Origin of the sequence: Yinghuangia aomiensis (genome assembly GCF_039542225.1) — a bacterium.
In the GTDB taxonomy this organism is placed as follows: Bacteria; Actinomycetota; Actinomycetes; order Streptomycetales; family Streptomycetaceae; genus Yinghuangia; species Yinghuangia aomiensis.
The window spans coordinates 1-6,025 of the sequence record NZ_BAABHS010000078.1 but is presented as its reverse complement, the minus strand read 5'-3'; the positions used below and the strand labels follow the sequence as shown (position 1 = coordinate 6,025).

Below are 6,025 nucleotides of genomic sequence, written 5' to 3'. Positions count from 1 at the left end.
TACCACCGCCGCCGTCGACAAGCCTCGCTAGGCCGACTGACCCCGGTCGAATACGAAACCGTCATGGCCGCGCCAGCCGCCCGGGCTGCGTGACCGCACCTGTCACCCAAACCTGCATCAGACCCCAACCATCTTCGCCCACCGCGACGATTGTGACTTCGACGGTGCGTTGTGCCTGGGTCGGTGAGTCGCCCCCACGGCCTGGGATGTCCACAGCGTGTGTCGTCACGACCGTGTGGCAACGGTGGTAGGCCCACTCGTCCCACTGTGCACCTGGCGCATGAGCGGGACGGGCACTACGCAGAGCCGCGGAGTATTCGTCCGTCAGAAGCGGGATGGCGCGCAGTTCCCCGTCCCAAGGGCCGCTGTCGACCCGGGTGTCGTAGGTCCAGATCGCCACCGCTGCGCTTTCGGCCACCAATTCGGCGTCCCGCCCGTCTACTTGGTCAATGCCGGGTGGTGCGAGGCCAGGCGGGAGCGATGCGGCGGAACTGGATGGGGCATTTGTCGGTGCGGGCAGGTCCGGGACATCAGAGGGCGCCGCGGAATTCGCGTCTTGTGGAGCGCTCTGCGACGCGTGCGATGGCGAGGGCATCCCGTGGGTGCCATCCGAACGGTCGCCCTCGCCGGGCATGTTGCAGCTTGCGACCGCAAGCAGCACTGCTCCGATGGCTGCAGCAATCGCCGCCGGCCTCAACCGCATGCGTTGCCGCGTCACGGCTTCAGCCCATGCGATCGGAGCCAGGGGATGGGGTCATGTGCCGCCCCGGTTGACGTGCGGTACTCGAAGTGAAGATGCGGTCCAGTGACATTGCCCGTTGCGCCGGATCTTCCGATTGGCTGGCCGGTGGTCACCTTGTCCCCAGCATTGACGAGGCGTTGGGACAGGTGTGCGTATTGGTTGTAGGACCCGTCGGGAAGGCGGATCACGATCTGCCAGCCGTAGGAAGTGTTCCAACCGGACGTGATGACCGTGCCGGCAGTGACTGCACGCACCTCGGTACCCGTGGGAACGACGAAGTCCTGCCCGGTGTGGTTGTGCGCCCAGTGGGGTCCTGCCTGACCGAAGGCGGCCCCCAAAGCGTAGTCGCTCACCGGAAGCACATACCTGGCCTTCCCGGCGGTCCCGCCATCAGCCGGGGCGACCAGGGAGATGATCCGGCGAACCGTCCATGGGTGGCTGCTCGTGTTGGCGTACGGTCCGGAGCCCGGCCCGATGTCCTCGATCTTGATGCCCTTTTGAGGGTTGTCGGCGTGGACCATCTTGTTGTCGCCGAGGTAGATGCCTACGTGGTCGTGGGGTCCTTTGAATCCGAAGAAGATGAGGTCGCCTCGACGAATTCCCGACGGATCAATGGCGGCACCTTCGTTGACCTGGTCGAACGTGGTACGCGGCAGGCGCACATCACCCTTCGTGCCCTTGTCGAAGGAGTACTGCACCAGGCCTGAGCAGTCGAAGCCGTCGTTCGGTCCTTGTGTTCCTTGGGTGTAGGGCTTGCCGATCTGCTGCGTGGCGATCGAGATGACGGCCTCGATGTCGGCGGTGGTCTGGCCGTTGTCGACGATGACCGCGTACTCGGCCATCTTTTGGGTGATCTCGACGACATAGTTCTGCGTCTCCGGGAAAGGGGGTATTCCGCGCCATGCCGCCACGCGGCAGGGGCCTGCGTTGTAGGCGGCGAGCATGTACTCGAAGACCTCGCGGCCGTGGATCTCGCCGGCCTTGGGCGGGGGCATCGCCTGCGCATCGGAGTCCTGCTTCTTGCAGTACTCCGTGAAGGTGCCGTTCATCATCGACTGGACCTGCTTGGCCAGGGCGCAGTCGAAGCGACCTTGCGCCATGATCGCGTCACCTGCGTCATAAGGGGAGATCTTGCCGTTGCCATCGTCGTCCTTCCCCCGTGTTTTCCACGTGTCAGGAGTGAACTGGCTGAGCCCGTCCGCCCCGCTGCTGTCGTTGTGAGCGCGAGGATTCCAACCGGACTCCTGATCGATCTGCGCCGCTATGAGCTGCGGCGGCGCTTCCTTGCATATCCGGCCCGCTTTGATCACCCATTCTTGGTATTCTTTGGGCACTTTGTCGTTGGCGAACCTGGTGACGACGTTTCCTGCACTCTGGACCTCGTCATTGTTGTCGTTGCTCGTCTTGACCGCAGCTATCGGAAGCAGCGCCACGAGGAAGAGGATGAGCGCGAGGGCGACCATCCCGGCAGGGCCGAAGATGATGAGCATCCATAGACGTTTGGCGTCCCGCATGCTGGCCCGTTACAGCCGTTTCAGCTTGGCTAGCTCGCTGCCGCGCGCAACTTCCAGGCTGTGGCCGACAGTTCGGGTGCTCACCGTGGCTGCTGCCCAGCCCGCCCCTTTGTTGAAGTTTTTCGCGGCTACCTCGCGGAGGTGATTCATGGTCGAAAACCCCGTCACGATGCCGGTGAGAACGTTTTGGTACGCCCCTTCGACGAACTTCCCCAGGCCCATGTCATCCGCCGCCATACTCAACCTCCGTGCTTGCAGGGAATCTGGCGTGTTGGCCCTTCACGCCGGACACAAGGCCACTTGGCAGCCATCGGCAGCGAAGCTATGGCACTTGGTCGCTCCGTTCACCCAAGCACCATCCGGACGATCCCCGACGCGCTGCCGATCATGACGCAGGCGCCCAGGACCCAAAACATTCCGGTCAACGGCTCCTCGCCCCCGGTGCGGTGCGCGAAGGCCATACGCCCGGCACAGACGAGCACGCCGATCACACCCGCCGAGATACCGATCCAGGTCGCGATGCCGACGATCGGATCGATGTATTGGGAAACGCTGTCGGGTGCGGTGAAGTCGTAGCGGTCGTAGGTCTTGGGGTCGTCCCAGACAGGTACTCGGTAAGCCTTCTGAAAGATCGGGTTGTCGGAATCACAGAACGAGACGTTCTCCACGTCGGTGTCCTGCCATGGCTGGACTTTGACGCCGTCAGCCTTGTCCCCGTTGTCCTGTCCGACCAGGCTCTCGACCAGCTTCTTCCATTGCTGGCACGGGGATTCACCGATGCTCAGGTGACGAATCTGCGCGCACTGCGCGAAGGTGAGGTCGAAGTGTGTATCGTCCTTCGCACTCTTCGTCATCGTGTCGCACGGCTCTTCGCATAGTTGCCCGAAGTCGACGGTGCCGGTTGCCGAAGCGTGCTTGTTCGCCCAATCTTTGAGCGGCGTAATGTCTTTGAACACCCCCTTGTCCTTGCCGCAAACCTTGGGTCCGTCGTCGTGCCGGTAGATCCCATGGTGGTAGCCGTCGCGACAGTAGAAGTTGAAGGCGTAACCCTGCGTGTCACGCGGAATGTAGATCGTGTCGTGAAAGTGACGGCAGTCCGGATCGTCACGGTCGTCGGTCGGCCACAATCCAGGTCGCGCTGTCGCGGCGCTCGATTGCACGGAAGCGACCGCAGGAGCCGCGGTGGACAGGCCTACGGCGATGGCAAAGACGGTGATCACGAGTGCGGTGAGGATCCGACCGATCCACCGTCCGATCCGACTCACGGCGCCCACCGGCGGTTGGTGTCGTTGACGTGCCGCTCGCGCGGGGTGAGTTCGACCGCGGCCGGTATCCCCGGACGTCCTCCGACCTTCACCATGAACTTCCCGAGCCCCGGTGGGGGTGACTCACGACCCAAGCCGGAGTCCCAGGACGGCGGCGTCGCCCAGTCGACGATCATTTGCTGCTCGGCGGCGGTCATCCCGACCACCTCGGTAAGTCCGGGCATTTCGGCGGCCGGCAGCCCGCCGCAGATCACCATGCCGGACCGCTCGACGAAGCCCTTGGCCTTCATCCGGTCTTCTTCGGCCGGCAAGGCCAGGAGATCGGACATGGTGTGCGTGATCATCGCCGTCCCGACGCCGCGTTGCCGGTTGAGCCGGGTGAGCGCGTCGACGCGATCGACCAGGCCACGGCCGGCGCGCAGCACGCGCCACAGCTCATCAAGGATGACGAAGTAGTTCCGTTGGGGCTCCAGTCCGGCGTCAGCGAGAGCCTGCGCTACGGAGACCGCCCCGAAGCCGTAGCTCCAGCAAGCCAGCAGCGCCGCCGCCTGAAGATGTGTCTCGGCATCGTCGATGCTGCTCACGTCGAAGCACACGGGGCGATCGCGGGCCATTGGCTCCGACGTGGCCCGTGAGAACATCTCGCCGAAGCGTCCATCGCCCAAGAGGCCGATGAGCGAAGCTTCGAGGCCCTCGGTGATGTCGCGGTAGCGAGCGAGGTCGCCTCGGTCGAGGGCTGCCGCGCGCACCGGTTCGGGTGCTTCGCGGAGAAGACCGAGCAGGTCGCCCAACACCGGTACCCCGACGAAGCGCTCGTCCAAGACGCGCAACGCCGTGTTGAGGATGGTCTCCTCGCGGTCGGTCGGAGGGTGGCCGCGAAGCACGGTGATCAGCGATGCCACCGCGTTGAGCCGTCGGCCGTGCGCGTCGGCGAGCAGGGCGCGTCGTGCGGGGCCCGGGAGGCGTTCGGCAGCTGCCGTCGCCTCACCAGGGTCGAGCACATTGAGGTAGCCGCGGCCGCGGCCCAGCGTGATCACCTGCCCGCCGAGTGCCCGGATGAGGTCCACGTAGTCCGGCTTGAGGTCGCCGAACACGACGGGGTTGACGCCATAGCCGGCCAGGCCAAGCGCCTGACGACGTACGAGCGTCGACTTGCCCAGCCCCGGTTTGCCGAGGACGAACTCGCTCGGATTCAGGATGAGGTTGGCGCGCTGAAACCAGCTGATCGGATCACAGCACAGTGTCGCGCCACTGGTCAGCGTCCGTCCGACGGGCACGCCGATGACCGGGGTCCCCGAGCCTGCGGCGAACGGCCAAAGACCGCACACCTGCACGGTCGTGCCGCGCCATTCCGGCGGTGCTTCCACGTAAGCTGCCGCACCGCGGCCCCAGCCCGCGAAGCCGCGCCGCCCAAGACGACGCGTCTTCGGGCCTTTTGCCGCGGGCTGATCCTCGGAGTTCGCCGTCGCGGTGTCCTCCGCGCGGGCCTCGTCGACCTTGGCGCTCGCTTCCGTCGTGTCGACCACCGTCGGCGCCGCGTCTGCGTCCTCTTCCGCCGAAGGGGCGGCGAGGAACTCCATCCAGAAGTTCTGCCCCGCGTCCATGCCCCGGCCAGGCTCCTCGACGCGCGCCGACATCACATGGCCTCTCGGACGGCCTGCGGGACCTTCAGGTGCATCGGCAGGACAAGTCCCAGCGGCAGCGCGGCGGCGAAGGCGGATGCCTGTGAGCCGTAAACCCGGCGCATGAGGATGCGGGACGATGCGGAAAGGTTGTCGATGGCCGAGGACGCCAGCGGAAGATCCGCCGCATTCTGAACCGTCGCGGTCACGAGCATCGCGAACCGGATCAGCCCCGCGCCCGTCGCCTCCTCGCTCGCCGCCTGTTCGGCGGCACGCACGGCAACCGAGTCGCGTGCGTTGGGCACCTTGGACTGCTTCGCCTTGAACATCGCGTCTTTACGGTCCCGTTCGACCAGCCGCGCCGCGGTCCCAGGGTCGTGGGGACGGTAGAGCAGGGTGACCCGCTTGCGGAGGAGCTCGGCGTGTGGGGCGACCATACGTGCCAGGACGTTCGAGAACACCGCGCCCCGGGGCGCCTCCGACATCGACCAGGTCACGGAGAAGACGCCGTCGTGCCGGTAATGGTCCCACGCCTCTTGGGCCGCGATCGGCCCCACGTCGTCCCAGCGCAGCATGCGGGTGCCGTTCTCCGCACGGGCTTGATCGATGAGGCCCGCGACGCTCGGGTCATAGGCAATGCGGATCGCCTCGGCCAGTTCGGACGCCGTCATCGGCTGAGCAGGTCCGGCACCGGTCATCTGCAGACCAGCGCACAAACCGGGGAGCCGGTGCCCCAGTTCGGCGGCGATGGTCTCAGAAGCTGTGGTCGTACCGAACTTGGCGTCGGGTTATAGGACTTGGTTTCCCGATGGGGTGAAGTCTGAGCCGTACGCGCATGAAAGCAGGGCCTCTTGGAATCTCGGTGGTGTCGAAGCCAATCGA

Annotated in this window: 5 protein-coding genes; all 5 read right to left on the bottom strand. The window is 65.5% G+C overall.

The genetic code is table 11. The annotated features are described in order from the left end of the window. Window positions 1–714 precede the first annotated feature (714 nt). On the bottom strand, window positions 715–2,232 hold the full coding sequence (locus ABEA93_RS41815; RefSeq protein ID WP_345681261.1) for a peptidoglycan DD-metalloendopeptidase family protein: 1,518 nt from the start codon (window positions 2,230–2,232) through the stop codon (window positions 715–717). A gap of 33 nt (window positions 2,233–2,265) precedes the next feature. After that, entirely contained in the window at window positions 2,266–2,493 is a 228-nt protein-coding gene (locus tag ABEA93_RS41810) for a hypothetical protein (protein WP_345681260.1), read from the bottom strand. Between the two features lie 107 nt (window positions 2,494–2,600). Continuing rightward, the gene (locus ABEA93_RS41805; protein ID WP_345681259.1) at window positions 2,601–3,476 is read right to left on the bottom strand and encodes a hypothetical protein; all 876 of its coding nucleotides are present in this window, start codon (window positions 3,474–3,476) and stop codon (window positions 2,601–2,603) included. A 41-nt stretch (window positions 3,477–3,517) separates the two neighbouring features. Beyond that, a complete protein-coding gene (locus ABEA93_RS41800; RefSeq protein WP_345681258.1) occupies window positions 3,518–5,158 on the bottom strand; it encodes an ATP/GTP-binding protein in 1,641 nt (546 codons plus the stop codon). After that, window positions 5,158–5,892, bottom strand: a complete 735-nt coding sequence (locus ABEA93_RS41795; RefSeq protein WP_345681262.1) for an SCO6880 family protein — start codon at window positions 5,890–5,892, stop codon at window positions 5,158–5,160. Before ABEA93_RS41795 ends, ABEA93_RS41800 begins: the two co-directional genes overlap by 1 nt. Window positions 5,893–6,025: the final 133 nt, after the last annotated feature.

Bases quoted from the DNA above. Each gene is read 5' to 3' on its own strand.
- ABEA93_RS41815 (WP_345681261.1), bottom strand. From the start codon at position 2,232: ATGCTCATCATCTTCGGCCCTGCCGGGATGGTCGCCCTCGCGCTCATC.
- ABEA93_RS41810 (WP_345681260.1), bottom strand. From the start codon at position 2,493: ATGGCGGCGGATGACATGGGCCTGGGGAAGTTCGTCGAAGGGGCGTAC.
- ABEA93_RS41800 (WP_345681258.1), bottom strand. From the start codon at position 5,158: ATGTCGGCGCGCGTCGAGGAGCCTGGCCGGGGCATGGACGCGGGGCAG.